This is a genomic window from Desulfurobacteriaceae bacterium, assembly GCA_039832905.1.
Taxonomy (GTDB): Bacteria; Aquificota; Aquificia; order Desulfurobacteriales; family Desulfurobacteriaceae; genus Desulfurobacterium.
In genome coordinates this window covers 16767-31929 of record JBDOLX010000092.1, presented here as the reverse complement: position 1 = coordinate 31929, position 15163 = coordinate 16767, and the positions used below count along the sequence as shown (strand labels likewise).

Here is a 15163-nt window from a genome sequence, read left to right as displayed (position 1 = left end):
TGCCTTCTTCCTGTGCCTTACGGTAATCTCTATACTCCGGGATACTCATCTTTCTAATCAATTTAGCCATGTTATTCTCCTTGTGGCATTTGTTCTTCTACCAGTGCTTGACCACCAGCCTGTCCAGCAGACTGAGCAGCAGCAGCAGCTACTGTGAGTTCATTCCAGTATGCGAGTAGGTTGTATCGCAATGGTGGCAACGTTAGGCCTGCAGTGATCATACATCCAAACAGTGTTTTTATTTCTACATCGGAAGCATTAGTATCTTTAATTTTCAGAACATACAAAACAGAAAGTGGAAAAGACTTTTCTAAAGAAGTGGGATTTGGAATATGTATAGGAAGAATTAAAATAAAATCTACCAAAACAGAGATAAGTTTTAGTTATTTACATCGTCAATTTTATTTTCCCTTTTACATAGTAAACTCCTATGGAGATACATTTGAGGAAGTAAAAAAAGAAAAATTTTTCTCTTTGGGGGTTAATGTATGGTTCGAATAATTCTCCGTAAATGTATAGTTATATTTCTTTTTATCTTTTTCATCTTTCAATTAGAAAACGCAAAAGCGGATCCCTTTGGAATATACCCTACTCCTAAAAGTTTAGCCCTTGCGGGAAACCTTGTAGCTCACGGAATTGGATCAAATGCTTTGTTTGAAAACCCAGCCGGATTGGTATATCCGTTTTTAACTAAAAAGAGTGTTAAGGATTTAACCTTATTTTCTTTAAATCTGAGTACAGAAAGCTTATCCGATACTGCAACGGCAACCATGTTTAAATTTTCTTATTCTAGTCCTACAAGGTACGGTACAGGATTCAGCTTGGGAAACACAGAACTTGGATTTTTTACCTTAGGTTTTGGAAAAAGTATAGTTAACACAGATTTTCTAAGATTGAGTGTAGGAGGAACGGTTGGAGTGGGAGGAATAGATACAAACGAAGAGGATGATACATACAACTCGGAATCCTCAAACAGTACAACAATTCCTTATACAGTAGGACTAAAAGCCCATTTTTTTGGAAATAGAATTTATACTATCGATGCAGGAGTCATTTACAAGAGGAAAAGCATAAAGGATTACTGGGAACCTATAGCAATAAAAAAGCTTACTCTCAATTCGTGGGGAGAATACGAGGAAACCTACGTAAAGTTGGTAGACCTTGCAGAATCCGATTATTTGGATGAGTATGAATGGGGAATATCTACAACTTCATTACTTCCAAAGATGGTAGTAATAGCGGAACTAACATCTGGCAAAATCCTTTTAAGTGATACTCTAAAAGAACCTTGGGTAAGCGATTTAAACTTTTTTGGAGGAGGATTCGAACTTCAAACAAAGTGGATATCTTTTAGAGGTGGGATGAGAAACTACTTTGACGAAAAAGGAAATCAAGTTTCAACAGAAGCAGGAGTAGGAATTGCTGTAAAATTTTTAAACGCCGAATGGGAACTAAGTTATCTCATCAGAAGATTCTCATTTCCGGAAGATTTTTATTTTATAGATGAAACTGATCTTTTAAATCTAGCAAAAAAAATAGAAAAAGAATCTTTTGTTGGTATAACCATTTTGGGAGGTTCTTTCTAATGGTAGAATCCTCCTTGAGAATTGAAAACGTGAATTTTAGAGAGTCTAAGTCGTGGCTTTTTAAAGAAGATGTTTCCTTTGAGATCAAGAGAGGAGAAATTACTCTTCTTTTTGGACCTTCAGCATCGGGAAAAACAACCCTTTTTAAGATTCTTTCATATCTTCTTCCTCCTACCAAAGGAAAAGTTTTGTGGAACGGAAAAGAAATTAAAAGCATTCAGGAAGCAAACAAGAAACGGAAAGAAGTTATTTCTCTCATACCTTCCCAGTTTCTTTTTTTTCAGAACTTAAATGTAAAAGAAAACTTACTCTTTTCTGCTACTCTATCGGGAAAGAAAGAGAAAGAGGTAAAAAAGAGATTAGAAGAACTAATAGAAACTTTTAAGTTTGATGGAGATGAAGATATAAGAAAAATATCCCTTTCTTTCCTTTTAAAAAAAAACATAGGAGAACTTTCTAACGGACAGAGAGAAATAGTTTCAATATGTAGAGCTTTTTTAATTGACGCTCCCTTCATTCTCGCAGACGAGATGCTTAGGTCTTTTAACGAAGATGCAGAAAAAGTTGTCTGGAACACCTTTGTAAACTTAGCTAGAAAAGAAAAAAAAGGAATCCTCCTCATAACCCACAAGGAACATTTAAAAGATTACAAAGAAGTAGATAGAATTATGAGAATAAAGAATAGAAAAGTTATTACCGAAAAAGGGGGAAAGAATGAGGTTTCTTAGAATTCTTATACTAATCTTAGGACTTGTTAATATTTCTTTTGCAGGAAGTCTTCGTTATTTGGTAGTGATGGAACCAAAGTTAAAAACTACCAACATCAACGTTGAAGGTCTTAAAAAGGCTTTAAAAGAAGAAGTTCTTTCTTACTATAAACCTTTTGAGAATGTTTTCTTCGCTTATGGTCAAAGACCTATTCAACTTTACGAAGATAACGATCTTGATGCCCTTAAAGATTATATGGACAAAAAGGGAGTAGAGGTTTTAACTATTATCCATAAAGATGAAGAAGGTTTTTTAGTAGATACCTTTGTTAACAGTGAAGATAAAGTTACTTTTGCAAATAGAGTTTTAGAAATGGAAATGGTAGATAGTGATTTGAAGGAGTATCAAATTATAGAAAAGATTTTGGAGACTCTCCACGAACTTGGAATAATTGATACAAGAGGGGAAAGGAGATGGTAAGGAAAAACTTAGTAAAAATCCTTACGGTTTTAAGTTTGGTTCTTTCATCGTGTGGAACAAGTCCAAATGTGAAAATTAGCTATACTCCTGAACGAAAAGCATTTATAGAAAAGACATCTCCCTTACTAACTTACAAAGCTTCTCCTGAAAGTACGGCTGTAAAAATCCTCTTGTTTAAACCTAAAGTACCAATACTAATAACTTTCCCTATTCCAGAAGCTAAGAAAATTCTCCTTGTAAGAGAAACCTCCGCAATTGGAGTGGACAGGATATGGGTAGAGGGTTATGACTACTTCTTTGAAGATGGAGAACTCGATGTAGTGTACTACGTACCTTATATTTACCTCGTAGATGGAGCTTATAAATCCACACTTGAAATAACTTACGTGGATAAGAGAAAGCTTAAAGAGAAAAAGTATAAAAACGTATTCTTTTTCTGGAAGCCGATGGAAAAGAGTTCCTATCCTTATTCATTTGAATACCTTCCTCCAATTTCTGAGTTAATCGAAAAGAAAATGTTAGACAAACTTTACGACGAAGATTTAAGAGAGTTAAAGAAGGAAATTCACAATGTATCTATTGACCATTTCTATCCAAGTTATAAAGAAAAAATACGTAAACTAAAGGAAGAACTATGAGGTTAGTATTAACGATTATAGTTTTAACCTTCATAACTTCCTTTAAAGTTTTCGGTTTTGAAGTGAAGTTTCCGGGAGGACTTTCAATTGAAGAAGCAACCAAACTTCTTAAATCTGAAAAGATTTTAAATATTTTAAAGGAAGAAAAAAGGGTTTCTGAAGAAGAAGCAATCTCACAGCTGGAAAGGTTCAGAAAGACAAAAGATACCGACATTGAAAAGTACAAGAAAAACTTACGAAAATTAAAAGTCCTAATCGCTACCTATGACATTCCTGAGGATGCAAAACTGGAGAACATAGACAAATACATCAGCCAAGCACTATTTAAAGAAGAGGAAGATTTCTATTTACCGGTATGTGTTCTTACTTACCTAAGAACAGAAGACAATCCGACTGAAATACTACCCAAGTTAGACGTAAGCAAAATAGTAGAAACCTTAGGAGTTGAGAACATAGAGAAAAAAGTTAAACTAACATTAGAAAACAGAAGTAGGAATTACCAGTTTTTTATAAAAAACTACAAGTTTGGAACGGCAACACTAAAGCAGAGAATACTAATCAAGCCATTTTTTGACGAGTCCTCCCAAAAGATAATAACAGGAACGGTCTATTACTTTTATCCTTTTAAAAGAGAAAACAAAAGTTTAATTCTCGGAGAAAGAGAGAAAAGAGAAGATTTAGATACATTTAGCGTAATAGTCAGCGGGAAAGATTCCATAGAAACCTTTTTAGATAAAGTAAAAGGGAAAGGAATTCTATTTAACATAAATGATAAGACACTACTTGATAATCCTTACTGCAAAGAATATGAAGAAAAGCTTAAGGAGTATAGGGAAAAAATTCTACAGATAAGAAGGGAAAGTAGCTATCAAACAAAAAGAATAGAAAAACTGCTTGTCTCATTTCCTCAATGTGATACTGTAGGATGTCTAATAGAGAATATGGAAAAAGAAGTAGAAAACGAAAAGAGAAAAGAAAAATTCTTCATTCCCACCCCTCAAAAAGGTGAATTCTTATCGGTAGACTTGGCATACAGAAATTTCCTCGATAGTCTTATTAAGGAAATAAAGAACTTACAAATAACTTTTAAGGAAAGCAAAGTAATTACAAGAGAAACCTTCTCAAAGACAAAGAAAGAAGAAGAACTTCCCGTAGTTATAACCTACATCAAGTTAATTCCTTTCTACACTAAGAATGGCAAAATAGGGTTGGCTTCAATTTTCGGTTTTAGACCGTTTACCAGCAAGAAAATTGTTCTTTCCTTAGGTAAAGAAAAACTGGTTTTCATTCCTATTGGAGATCACAGGTATTTATTATCGGAAGAATTAAACTACAATGTATTAAAATCCTTAGGGATTGATCTTGAAAACAAATGTCTAAGAAACTTTTTGGAAAGACTAAAAAGTATTTACGGAGAAAAGGTTTCATCCCTTCCTGTAACATGCCTTGATAGGACGGCTATAGAGAAAATTCTTTCCTCCTTAAATGAAAGGTTTGGAGGGAAGTATCTTTTCCGACTTCCAAAATGTGAAGAACTTAAAAAAGTTGCCCAGAGAGAAAGCGAAGAAGGAATTACGTGTAGTTGCCTTCAAGAGGGATGTAGCGTGAACTTTTCAAGAGGTTTTCCAGTACCTACGAAGGAAGGAACTCCTGATTCTTGGGGCTTTTACTATCTTTGTGGCAACGTATCGGAATACTGCACAGAAGATGGAGAAATACTTTACATTGGAGGAAATTACGATTCAGACCGTGAAGATATATTCAGAGAATACCAAGGTTTTAAAAGACCATGGGTGGGGCTAAGATTGATTATGGAAGAGAAGACAAAAAGGAAATAATTAGCACAAAGAAGGAAAAGAGGAACGGAATCGCGAAACAAATCAAGTTTTTTCTCTCATTTTTCTAACATTTTCTTTTCTTCCGAAAAAGTTTTCTAAACCCCGATACCAATAAAATAAACAAAAATCCAGGATCAAAATTAGCATTAGGATTTATAGAACACCCTCCTCCTCCACTACTCTCGTTACTACTGTCACTTTCGCTGCCATCGTCATCCATCCAATCAACAAGGGATAGGTTTTCAAAGTATTTAACAGTAATAGTTAAAGCCTTTGATTGACTCTCCGCACCATTATCATCTACCACTGTACAGGTAGCATTGTAGGTACTTGGATTCTCATAAGTATACGTGGTATCACCTGTACTCGTGGTCTTATCAATCTCACCATCTCCATCAAAATCCCACTTGTACTGAGTGATTGTGCCGTCTAAATCTGTTGCCTCACAGGTAAAAGTAACGCTAAGCGGGGGATCCCCTGAAATAGGCGTAGCACTGAAAGAAACTATCTCCGGTGGAGAAGTGCTCAAATCACTACTAAGCTTGCTGATAAAGGCATCATAATAACAACCATAACAACCAGATAATAACAACTATCATTCTTAGTCGTGTCATACGCTCCGCTGGTCACGGGAAAATCGGAAGACCATGTCTCCCCCGCTACATACACATTCCCGTTCCCATCTATCGCAAGAGCATGGACAACGTCCACCTCTCTTCCTCCAAGATGAGTAGAGGCAAGAAGTTCGCTCAGATCACTACTAAGTTTACTGATAAAGCCATCATAACGACGACCATTCGTATCGTATGCTCCGCTGGTCACGGGAAAATCGGAAGACCATGTCTCCCCCGCTACATACACATTCCCGCTTCCATCTATCGTAAGAGCATAGACATAGTCCCTACTCTCTCCTCCAAGATAAGTAGAAGCAAGAAGTTCACTCAAATCACTACTAAACTTGCTGATAAAAACATCATAATTACCATTATAAGTCGTGCCATAAGCTCCGCTGGTCACGGGAAAATCGGAAGAAGTTGTATACCCTGCTACATACACATTCCCGTTCCCATCTATTGCAAGGGCATAGGCAACGTCATCACTCCCTCCTCCAAGATAAGTAGAAGCCAAAAGAGGGTCAATTACCACAGGCTTCGTCTGATCATACTCCCCAAGCCTAAATCCATACTCCTTCCCCTCTACCACATACTTTACCTCCACATACTTCCTCTTCCCCTCCACCTCCTGATACGCCACAGGCTTTGTGAAATACACCTCTCCCTTCTTTGTAACTATCTTCAGCCTTCCGTCTACCCCTACCTCAAGACTCTTCGCTCCCTCTATCTTCACCCTTATCTTCTCCACATCTCCGCCGGGCTCTACATAAAAAAGCTTCTCCACATTGTCCCCATACGCCCGCACTTTCACCTTTACACTTTTCCATAACTCCCCAAGGTTCACATAGTTATAAGTTGAAAGACCGCTTACCCATTTACTCCTGTCCTTTCCCCGAAAATAGCTCACCTTCGTCCGAGCTTTCCCTTCGCCTTTAACATCTTTCACATGAGCACCCACAAACACTTCCCGTAAAGCCACTTCGCCTTTCTCCGCCGGCAGGCCATAGACCAGTTCCCCTTTCTTCGTCACGAACACCGTACCCCCGAAGGTCTTCGCATAATATGCCACCTGCCCGTCCACTTGACCCCGATTCTCGATAAAAGGTACAGCAATAGTTTTAATCTTCGCCTTTATCTGAGCTTCACTGAGAGAAGGATTGGCAGAAAAGCCCGAAGATATCAGGAAAAGAAACACAAACACGCTTATTGAAAAAACCTTCTTCAAGACTCCACCCCCCAAAAATTGGCTAAAGCCTTATAAGAATTTCTTCCCTTCTTAACAAGGTCTTTGTTCATATAATATTTTTCATATAAGTAGATTATATAAGGTAGAAATAACCTCCACTATACATGTGAGTAATTCTTGTAGTTTACGAAAAAAGTGTGCCTACTGCGGTTTTGCGGTAGGCACATCTTCTGATGGTTATTTTTTTCTAACCGAAAAAAGAGAAAAAGAAGTTTTAATTGCGGCAAAGAGTATTGAAAGAAGTGGAATACAGCGAGTAAGTATTTCAGCTGGCTATGGAAACTTTAAGAAAGTCTTACGGGCTGTAGAAATAGTAAAGGAAAACACCAATTTAAAAGTTTTAGTAAACGTTGGGGGAGATTTAACAAAAGAAAAGATTTTGACCCTTAAAAAGGTAGGAGTTGATACTATTTGTTGTAATTTAGAAACCATAAATGAGAAACTATTTAAGAAATTGAAACCTGATGACTCTCTGAAGGACAGAATAAAAATTTGTTATCTCATAAAAGAAGCAGAAATAGAACTTTCTAGTGGTATTCTTTTAGGAATAGGAGAGAGTGAAAAGGATAGAAGGAAACACATAAATTTGCTTAGAGATATTGCCCCAGAAGAGATTCCTCTTATGAGATTTCATCCCTACAAAGATACCCCCATGGAAAACCATCCAAAAGCACCCTTTGAACTTTTAGTTTCTACAATAGAGAAAATTAGAAAAAACTTTCCTAAAAGTTTACGAATAACAATTCCCTTCCCAACTATTTCCAAAAAAGAATTACCAACTGTTATAGAAAAAGGCGCAAATGACATAGCAACTGTCGTTCCAAGAGATTACCCACTTCTTGTTAAAGGAGTAGGTTCTCCCAAGGTTGGAATTTTGGAAGAAATATTAGAAATTATTGAAAGTTTAGGAGTAAAAACGAATGTTAGAAGAATACAAAGTTTTCAGGAAAGCAATTTCTGAATCCCTTGAAGGAAAAAGAAAAGGAGATAAACCTTCTGAAACGGCATTAATTAGGGAAAGTATAAGAAAAGGTAAACTGGGCATCGTATCTTCAAATAGTGTTAAATTTAACTTAATGAAAAATACTATTTCCACTTTTGGAATAAATAAAGTTAAATGGGTAAAAATACCTACAGAAAATTTTGATTTAACGGATATACCTGCATTATTTAAAGCTTTAGCGGGAAGAAACGTTGAGGATTGCGATTTCTTCTTAGCACGAGGAAGGTTAGGAGTTCCCGGTTCAGGTGCTTTAACAGTACTTATAGATAAACTTGGAAGAATTTTGTCCGCAGTAACCTCTCCTCCACATCACCTTCACTGCTTAAGTTTAGAAACAGCAGTCATTCTCGATACCATTAGAGTTCTTAGAAGAATTGGTTTCTCTCTCAGCCACAAAGGCATAACAGAAAAAACAAAAACTGTATATTCATCGTTATCTCTTCTTGACGTAGCAAGAGAAATTGCCAGAAAGAAAGCAGAACCTTTACAAAAATTTAGAGGAGAAAGGCTTTTAATTGTAGGGGGATACTTAGCAGGAATCTTTTTACCTGAATTCCTAAGTAAAAATTTCAGTGAAATTTTCATTTATGATAAGGAAGAAAAAGTGCTTGAACTTACAAAAAAATGCGGTACTGCTTATCTTACTCCCGATAAAAATAAAGAATACGACCTAGTCCTTGACCTTACAGGTTATGGTGGAGCTAACGTAAAGGAAAAAACTGTAGAGGGCTTTAAAGGAAAGGTAGTTGTTTCCGAATTAGCTTCCGGTATACAAAACTTTGAAAAAAAGGGATCTCCCGATTACATCTTAAAACCAAAAGTTCTTTTTGCAAATACTTCTGGAACGATGACTCTTACCGTGAAAGTAGCAAGAAAAGTAGCAGATAACTTAGAGAAAGAAAAAGATGTTCTTTATGCAGTTCCTCAACTGCTTTTTGCTGAAAGTTTTCTTTTTAACTTAAAAAAGCGTTAACTCCTTCTATGAAGCAATGGAACTTCCTGCTTTGGCCGTATCTTGTAAAGCAGAAAGCAACCTATCCACAGAAACTATTAATAACGCCATAATGGAGGTAATAGAGAATCTTGAGTTTACACTGGAAAGAGTTTGAAGACTTCATAAAAGGACTGTTACCTCCATCTCTTGCTTTAGATAAAGACTTTTACGGTTGGTTAGGAAGTATTAGACCTAAGAAAGTTAAAAAAGTAGCCGTTGTTGTTGATGTTCCGATTTCTTTAAATTCTTTTGAAGACTACGACGTTATCGTATCTCATCACCTACCACCGTTCATTCCTCAAAAGCCCGTCTTTGTAGTTCATACTCCACTTGACAGGGTGGAGTGGGGATGCAACAAGAAACTTGGAGAGAAGATAGGCTTGGAAGACCTTAAATTCTTAGACGAAACACGGTTAGGAATGGTAGGAAGTTGGAAGAAGAATAAAAAAGAGGCATTAGAGAATATTTTCAAAGAGTTCAACTTAAAGTTTTCCCGATTTTACATACCTGAGGAAGAAATTGAAAAAGTAGCTGTTTTCAGTGGTTGCGGCTTAAACTTTGTCCCTTTTATTGAAAAAGTAGAAAGTGAAGGTGTTGATTTAGTTATTTCTGGAGATTTAACTCACCATATAGCTTTGAAGCTAAAGAGTAAAGGTATAGGTTTCATAGAGATTCCCCACTATAAGTGTGAAATTCCCGGAACTATGGAACTAGCAAATAGGTTAAGAGAAAAGGTACAAGCGGAGTTTGTGGATGTTGGAGAACCGTACTCTTACTTTTGTATCTCTTGAGTGTTTCACCCACTGCGAAATAGGTATGGAAGTTCACAAAAAATCGGCTCCATACGTTAAAAATAGATGGAACATTTCTGTCGTTTTTTCAGCTTTTGCACCTTCCATTTCCATTATAGAAAAGCTTTTAGGTGTAAAGCTTCCAAAGCCCAAAAAAGAGATAAACAATATAAAAATCTACGACGAAAAAGGAGACATAGAGGTCTGTGCCATCTTAAGTGAAAGATTATTGCAGCTTTTCGGTAGCGACATAGTCGTTGTGTCCAGTGCAGGAGAAGGAAGAGGATGCGTTATTGTAAAGTTTAAAGGAAAAACGTTCGTTATACATTCTGACTTTGAAGTAAAAAATTTTGAAAAGGCAGAAGAAAAAGAAATTAGAATGAGAAAAAATTCTGCTAAGGAAAAAACTCTAAAGCTTTTAGAAAACCTTTTAAGGTAGGTTGGAAGGTGGATAAGGTTTTACTGCTTGAAAAAAAACTTCAACCTTTTGGAAAAGTTGTCCTTCTTGGAGCAGGAAGACTTGGAATAAGAGTTTTTGAAAAATTGATAATGGTACATCGGGGAGGATTCAAAATATTGGAAGTCTTTGATGGAGCTTGCGTGGAAGGGAACGATACGTATCATCTGCTAAAGGGATCAGTCCTTGGTGAAAACAAAGCATCTTTCCTAGAAAGAGTATTTATTAACAATGATAAGACAATAATTTCAAGGCCCAAATTTTTTTCGGACGAAGATTTTGAAAGTTTGAAAAATTCAAAGGTTGTAATTTCTACAATAGCAGGGGGAAATACTTTAAATCTTATCTCAAAGGTTGCAAATTTTTGTGTTAAAAATAAGATTCACTTCATAACAACAAACGGAGTTTTTGGTTTTGGAAACGAAAGCATAAAGATTTTTAAAAGTCTAAATAAAGTTACTGAAGGTCCAGCCCTCTTTTTAAAAGAAGAAAAAGACTTTCCTTCAGACTCCAGCCTGATAACTTTCATTGGAACCGGAAAACTAATAAAAGACGGCTTGCCAATAACCTCTACAAATTTAGAAAAAATAGCTGAAGCTATTTCAGTAGAGGCACTTAAAATCCTTTATCTTGAAAAGAATAGGGAGGATAAGTAATGGAAATCCTAAATCTAATAGAAGATACTATAAATGGAGATCTTAACGCCCAGTATACTCTTTATAAAATAGAAAAAGAAAAGGAAAATCTTGACCTGATATTCAAAGCTATAGAAAACCTTTCTACGGAGAAACTTTTAGTTTTAGGCAGAAAGTTTAAAGAGTTTCCTTTCGGGTGTGACCTAAATGAAATAATGGTGGATGTGGTAAGCATTAGGCAGAATGTTGAAGAGATAAAAGGAGGCTTTCGTCTCGTAGATAGATTAGGCTTTCCTATTCATGTGTGTTCGTACGTTGTTGCAGAATTGGCAGAAAAATTGAAAAAAACTCCTTTACAACTTATGGAAGGATTTAGAAGTTTAACTCAAATGCCGATTGATGTTGATCACTTCGGAAAATATGGACCAATGCGGTATCCAGAAGAAATAGTAAAATGCCCTGCAGATTGCTATCGTTCCGGTAAGGTGTTTAACGGATGTCCAAGAGGAAGAATTCATAAAAGGTTAATAGAAAAAGAAAAAGCCTTTTTAGATGAAAGGGAAGGTTGGGTAGAATTAGTACAATCTATAAGCGTTAGTTTTATGTCGTTCCAAAAAGAAAACTCTCACTCTGCTTCAATAGAAGAAACTTTATCGGTCGTAGAACTCGCAAAAGAAAAAGGAAAAGGAACTGGAGCCATAATTTGTGTCGGAGACGGAAAAGATGACCTTCTAAAAGGCTTAAAGGCCTGCATTGAACATGAAATAGATGAAATAGTTATAGAAGGGGGGCCTTACAACAAGGCCTCTAATCCAGAAAGGAAGGTTTTAGAAGCTACAGTAATGGCAAGAATAACATCGGTAGGGAAAATCGTTGCAACAAATGGCCAGTACGAGAATGAGTTAAGACTTGCTTTACGTGGAGGATTAAATAGCGTGATTAGTGGCTTTCCAGGGAATCACCACGCTTACATGTCAGGTTACACTCCTTCTGAGGCTACCGTTAACAAGTTTGGACTTCCCAAAGTAATGGAAATAATGGCACAGGAAGTTACAGATTCCCTATTTCCAGTTCCTTGTGACAAAGAATCACTAATGGTAATAGCAAAGTCTGCAAAGTTTTTAGGAAAAGAGTATTTGTATCCTGAAGGGAAATTAGGAAATATTCCTATAGGAGATGCTCATTGGCTTTTGGTTTACTCTTCTCCTCTTTCAAAAAATATTCAACTAGAATGGAATTTAAAGAAACTTTCTTCTTTTCTAAAAGAAAAAGAAATTAAAAAAGTTGGTCTTTTAGGATGCAGATTTGTCGCTTGGGGAATAGCAAAAGCTATTTCTCCATTTGTTAAAGAAATTCTAGTAAGCGATAAAGACAAAAGAGTGGAAGAGATAACCTACAAAATTTTTAAAGAAAATCTCAACGTCAAGATAACTCCTTGTAATGGAAGTGATGAAATGTGCATAGAGAAATCGGATATTTCTATTTTGACATCTTTTATTCCTTCGCTAATCAAAAAATTTACACAAAGGAAAAAGGTCTTAGTTCTAGAAAAGGTATGTTAGGTTTTTAATCTCCACTCCCAAACCTTTTAACAATTGCACCTATTTTCTCTTTAGACTTGTTTGATAATTCCATTAAGGAAGCAACTTCTGACTGAAGAGTTTCAGCTTCTTCAGCCTTTTTCTGAGCTGTATCTGAAGCTTTTCTAACAACCTGAGAAAGATTTTCCATACTACTTTTCACTTCACTAAGAAGTTGAGAAAGGTGAACAAAAACCATTTTGTCCATATCTTCAAAAAAATTAGATATTATTCCTTTTATTTCCTTAGCTTGTTCTGAAACCCTTTGAGAAAGAATTCTGACCTCTTCTGCAACGACAGCAAAGCCTTTTCCTTGTTCTCCTGCCCTTGCCGCTTCTATTGCTGCATTTAATGCAAGAAGATTCGTCTGTTCAGAAATAGAAAGAATCATCTCAATAATTTTATTAAGTTCGTTCATCCTTTTCTCTATTGTACTTTCCATTTCTCTAAAGGAAAGTTCTGTTTTTTCCAACTTCTTACTTGTAGCTTCCGAAGATACACATATTCTTTCCATATCCTTCTTTAAACCTTTAAGAGTATCCACCAATCCCAACATTTTTTTTGAAATTTCTTTTGTTCTTTCGTTTTGAGTATTAAAAGTAGAAATTGTCTCTAAGAGTTCTTCTAGAAGTTCAGCTATAGATGCACTAAATTCCTTAAATATAACTTGAAAAGCTCTGGATATTTCTATCAAGTTGTTAGAAGAGGTCTTTCCTACTTTAACCCCTAAGTTCATTTCTTCTATCTTAACTAAAGTATTCTCTAATATTCTTACAAACTTCTTTAGACTATCAGAGATATCCATAAGCCTTAAAAGAATATCTTTATACACACCGGGAGCGTTTCCATAATCTATATCGACAAACACATTTCCATCGGCAACTTCTGTGGCAAACTTTTCTATTTGAGAAAAGATAAACTTAATGCTCTTTAAAGTTCTATTTAATGACTTTCCAACTTCCCGAAATTCATTTTTGACTTTTATATAGGGCTTAACGTCCAAGTTTCCTCTTGATATCTCCTCTAAAGCTTCTCTTATTTCCTCAAGAGGTTGAATAATTGTATACCTGATTAAAAGATAGATTACAACGATAGTGATAAGAGCAATGAATACAAAACCTGCAAGAACTTTTTGGTTGGTACTAATCACTTCTGCAAGCTTTGAGGTATCTATTTTAAGAATGTAGTATGAGTTAACTCTTCCTTCTTTCCAATTTACATGACATCTTAAACAGTACTTGATAGTAAACACAGGCTTTATAATGATTTTTTCTTTTAATTTTTCATTATCCAAAACGATTAAACCGTTTGAGTTTTTTTCTCCAAGATTTAACAAACTGTCAACATCTACAATTATATTTTTCTTTTTAGGATCAGAAGAGTATCTAACTATCCCATCTTCATCGGCAAGAGAAAATTCTTTTATTCCTTCTTCCTTGGAAATGGTTTTTAAAATATTTTCAAACAAAAGCATGTTTCCTTTTCGTAAAGCATCGTAAGAAGCTTCAAAGGCAGATGTAGCTATACCTTCACTTAACTTTCCAAACTGAGAACTAAAAATTTCAACACTTTTAGTTGAATAATACACAAAAAAACCTATAAAAATCAGTAAAGCCCCAATAACAGTTGCCGGAAGAAGGTACTTTACTTTCATCACTTTTCCTCTATCTTGATATCCTTAAGAATTTCTTTTTTTGAAACGTACATTGGTTCTTTAAAAGGAAAGTTAGGATTAGAACAACCAATGCAGGGAGTTGCTGCAGAAATACAGTAGTTCTTTCCGCAGTTCCATCTAACGTAAGAACAGTCTCCTCGAGTAATAGGTCCCCTACAACCTATTGCAAGTAGACACTTTCTTCCATCTCCAGGATAGGATGCGTAAACATCCTGGTTAAAGTACTGATACCTTTCACAGTTATTGTGAATTAAGTCTCCAAAGAACATCTTAGGAATTTTTAATTTCTTATGTAAAGGTGGAAGTTTTTCGAAAGTCGCAATGTAAAGCCAAGTAGACAGTATCCTATCCGATCTAACAGGACAGCCAGGAACATTTATATAAGGCACTGATAAACCTTGTCTTTTAAGAAATTCTGAAACAGACATTGCGCCTGTAGGATTTCCGTCTGCTGCAGGAATACCTCCAAAAGAAGCACACGTCCCCATATTTACTATAAAAGAAGCATTTTTTACAGCTTTTAAAAGCACTTCAGTATAAGGATAGTCTCCAAACTCACAAAACATAGGATTTCCAGGAACGCTTCCTTCAAGAGTTAAGATGTAGTTTCCCCTCTCTATAATGGAAAAAACTTCTCTTAAATATTCCTCCCCATCTGAAGCCGAAAAAGTTGTAGTAAAGAAAGATTTAATCATCAAAACAAGGTCACTAAAGTAAGGAGAATCTGAATAAGTAGAGGAGAGTAAACATCCTGAACACGATTGACCGGAAAGAATAAGTATTCTTATTTCTCCTTCCTTTATTCTCTTTAATGTCTCTCCATAAGCCTTAGAAACAGTAGAAGGTAATCCTAAAAGTCCTCCCAAATAGGCTAAATACTTAAAAAACTCCCTCCTCTCTAAATCCATAATTGACCTC

The 15163-nt window shown here is 35.7% G+C and carries 16 protein-coding genes; 11 read left to right on the top strand and 5 right to left on the bottom strand.

Going from position 1 to position 15163, the window contains the following annotated elements; all coding sequences use genetic code 11:
* Nucleotides 1–71: 71 nt before the first annotated feature.
* A complete protein-coding gene (locus ABGX27_06595; protein ID MEO2069166.1) occupies nt 72–365 on the bottom strand; it encodes a hypothetical protein in 294 nt (97 codons plus the stop codon).
* 123 nt (nt 366–488) lie between these two features.
* Here ABGX27_06595 and ABGX27_06590 point away from each other — a divergent pair, with 123 nt between their 5' ends.
* From ABGX27_06590 to ABGX27_06570, 5 genes are read left to right on the top strand one after another with little or no spacing between them, the layout of a single operon-like run.
* Nucleotides 489–1586 carry a hypothetical protein gene (locus ABGX27_06590; protein MEO2069165.1) on the top strand — a complete coding sequence of 366 codons (1098 nt, stop codon included), beginning with the start codon at nt 489–491 and terminating at the stop codon, nt 1584–1586.
* On the top strand, nt 1586–2314 hold the full coding sequence (locus ABGX27_06585) for an ATP-binding cassette domain-containing protein (GenBank protein MEO2069164.1): 729 nt from the start codon (nt 1586–1588) through the stop codon (nt 2312–2314). Before ABGX27_06590 ends, ABGX27_06585 begins: the two co-directional genes overlap by 1 nt.
* The gene (locus tag ABGX27_06580) at nt 2301–2774 is read left to right on the top strand and encodes a hypothetical protein (GenBank protein ID MEO2069163.1); all 474 of its coding nucleotides are present in this window, start codon (nt 2301–2303) and stop codon (nt 2772–2774) included. Before ABGX27_06585 ends, ABGX27_06580 begins: the two co-directional genes overlap by 14 nt.
* The gene (locus ABGX27_06575; GenBank protein MEO2069162.1) at nt 2768–3412 is read left to right on the top strand and encodes a hypothetical protein; all 645 of its coding nucleotides are present in this window, start codon (nt 2768–2770) and stop codon (nt 3410–3412) included. Before ABGX27_06580 ends, ABGX27_06575 begins: the two co-directional genes overlap by 7 nt.
* Nucleotides 3409–5250, top strand: coding sequence for a hypothetical protein (locus ABGX27_06570; protein MEO2069161.1), 1842 nt, complete (start codon nt 3409–3411; stop codon nt 5248–5250). Before ABGX27_06575 ends, ABGX27_06570 begins: the two co-directional genes overlap by 4 nt.
* Before the next feature lie 64 nt (nt 5251–5314).
* Here the strand turns inward: ABGX27_06570 and ABGX27_06565 are convergent, their stop codons facing one another.
* Both ABGX27_06565 and ABGX27_06560 read right to left on the bottom strand, forming a co-directional pair.
* The gene (locus ABGX27_06565; protein ID MEO2069160.1) at nt 5315–5779 is read right to left on the bottom strand and encodes a PKD domain-containing protein; all 465 of its coding nucleotides are present in this window, start codon (nt 5777–5779) and stop codon (nt 5315–5317) included.
* Nucleotides 5776–7089, bottom strand: a complete 1314-nt coding sequence (locus tag ABGX27_06560) for an SBBP repeat-containing protein (protein ID MEO2069159.1) — start codon at nt 7087–7089, stop codon at nt 5776–5778. The genes ABGX27_06565 and ABGX27_06560 overlap by 4 nt, the downstream gene beginning before the upstream one ends.
* A 127-nt stretch (nt 7090–7216) precedes the next feature.
* On the opposite strand from ABGX27_06560, the gene hmdB reads away from it, so the two are divergent.
* The 6 genes from hmdB (at nt 7217) to hmdC (ending at nt 12552) form a co-directional block, all read left to right on the top strand.
* Entirely contained in the window at nt 7217–8071 is an 855-nt protein-coding gene (hmdB, locus tag ABGX27_06555) for a 5,10-methenyltetrahydromethanopterin hydrogenase cofactor biosynthesis protein HmdB (protein MEO2069158.1), read from the top strand.
* Entirely contained in the window at nt 8031–9086 is a 1056-nt protein-coding gene (locus ABGX27_06550; protein MEO2069157.1) for a FeGP cofactor biosynthesis guanylyltransferase HcgB family protein, read from the top strand. The genes hmdB and ABGX27_06550 overlap by 41 nt, the downstream gene beginning before the upstream one ends.
* Before the next feature lie 110 nt (nt 9087–9196).
* Complete coding sequence (locus tag ABGX27_06545; protein MEO2069156.1) at nt 9197–9898, top strand: Nif3-like dinuclear metal center hexameric protein; 702 nt, start codon at nt 9197–9199, stop codon at nt 9896–9898.
* The gene (locus ABGX27_06540; protein MEO2069155.1) at nt 9861–10337 is read left to right on the top strand and encodes a FeGP cofactor biosynthesis protein HcgF family protein; all 477 of its coding nucleotides are present in this window, start codon (nt 9861–9863) and stop codon (nt 10335–10337) included. Before ABGX27_06545 ends, ABGX27_06540 begins: the two co-directional genes overlap by 38 nt.
* A gap of 8 nt (nt 10338–10345) precedes the next feature.
* Nucleotides 10346–11011, top strand: coding sequence for a ThiF family adenylyltransferase (locus ABGX27_06535; GenBank protein MEO2069154.1), 666 nt, complete (start codon nt 10346–10348; stop codon nt 11009–11011).
* The gene (hmdC, locus tag ABGX27_06530; protein MEO2069153.1) at nt 11011–12552 is read left to right on the top strand and encodes a 5,10-methenyltetrahydromethanopterin hydrogenase cofactor biosynthesis protein HmdC; all 1542 of its coding nucleotides are present in this window, start codon (nt 11011–11013) and stop codon (nt 12550–12552) included. Before ABGX27_06535 ends, hmdC begins: the two co-directional genes overlap by 1 nt.
* Before the next feature lie 4 nt (nt 12553–12556).
* Here the strand turns inward: hmdC and ABGX27_06525 are convergent, their stop codons facing one another.
* Entirely contained in the window at nt 12557–14224 is a 1668-nt protein-coding gene (locus ABGX27_06525; protein MEO2069152.1) for a methyl-accepting chemotaxis protein, read from the bottom strand.
* Complete coding sequence (locus tag ABGX27_06520) at nt 14224–15153, bottom strand: hydrogenase small subunit (protein ID MEO2069151.1); 930 nt, start codon at nt 15151–15153, stop codon at nt 14224–14226. Before ABGX27_06520 ends, ABGX27_06525 begins: the two co-directional genes overlap by 1 nt.
* Between the last annotated feature and the right edge of the window lie 10 nt (nt 15154–15163).

Coding starts and splice junctions, on each gene's coding strand:
- ABGX27_06550 (MEO2069157.1), top strand. CDS start 8,031: ATGTTAGAAGAATACAAAGTTTTCAGGAAAGCAATTTCTGAATCCCTT.
- ABGX27_06540 (MEO2069155.1), top strand. CDS start 9,861: ATGTTGGAGAACCGTACTCTTACTTTTGTATCTCTTGAGTGTTTCACC.
- hmdC (MEO2069153.1), top strand. CDS start 11,011: ATGGAAATCCTAAATCTAATAGAAGATACTATAAATGGAGATCTTAAC.
- ABGX27_06520 (MEO2069151.1), bottom strand. CDS start 15,153: ATGGATTTAGAGAGGAGGGAGTTTTTTAAGTATTTAGCCTATTTGGGA.
- ABGX27_06525 (MEO2069152.1), bottom strand. CDS start 14,224: ATGAAAGTAAAGTACCTTCTTCCGGCAACTGTTATTGGGGCTTTACTG.
- ABGX27_06590 (MEO2069165.1), top strand. CDS start 489: ATGGTTCGAATAATTCTCCGTAAATGTATAGTTATATTTCTTTTTATC.
- ABGX27_06580 (MEO2069163.1), top strand. CDS start 2,301: ATGAGGTTTCTTAGAATTCTTATACTAATCTTAGGACTTGTTAATATT.
- ABGX27_06575 (MEO2069162.1), top strand. CDS start 2,768: ATGGTAAGGAAAAACTTAGTAAAAATCCTTACGGTTTTAAGTTTGGTT.
- ABGX27_06585 (MEO2069164.1), top strand. CDS start 1,586: ATGGTAGAATCCTCCTTGAGAATTGAAAACGTGAATTTTAGAGAGTCT.
- ABGX27_06570 (MEO2069161.1), top strand. CDS start 3,409: ATGAGGTTAGTATTAACGATTATAGTTTTAACCTTCATAACTTCCTTT.